Source organism: Pseudomonas meliae, from assembly GCF_001400515.1.
Lineage (GTDB): Bacteria > Pseudomonadota > Gammaproteobacteria > Pseudomonadales > Pseudomonadaceae > Aquipseudomonas > Aquipseudomonas amygdali.
The window spans coordinates 1-324 of sequence record NZ_LJQT01000262.1 but is presented as its reverse complement, the minus strand read 5'-3'; the positions used below and the strand labels follow the sequence as shown (position 1 = coordinate 324).

Below are 324 nucleotides of genomic sequence, written 5' to 3'. Positions count from 1 at the left end.
CGCAAGAAGCGTCGGGAAACATGTCGTTCATGCTTTTGTTGATACAAGTCAATGACAGGGGCTCTTGGTTTTGTGCTTGTGGAACCTAATGGGTATGAACGCCAACCAAAGGCTGCGTTACCTAAAAATCACGAGAAAAGACAAGTCAACATTAGCAGAACTTAACTTTCTCCCCGCAAAAGGCACGGAATGTCTTATGAAGCTTTCAATTGCATGCATTGGAGCGCTTATTTTTGGAGAGTTTTTGCTTGAAATTGGCCTTCCCACTACTGACCATGTACTTGTTAAAGCGGGGCTTTTGGCGCTTAGCGCGTCAATTGCACT

General features: G+C 44.8%; 1 pseudogene. It reads left to right on the top strand.

The features are described from left to right. Positions 1–94: 94 nt before the first annotated feature. Positions 95–324 (top strand): annotated as a pseudogene (locus ALO64_RS26340) (hypothetical protein); the annotation flags it as partial.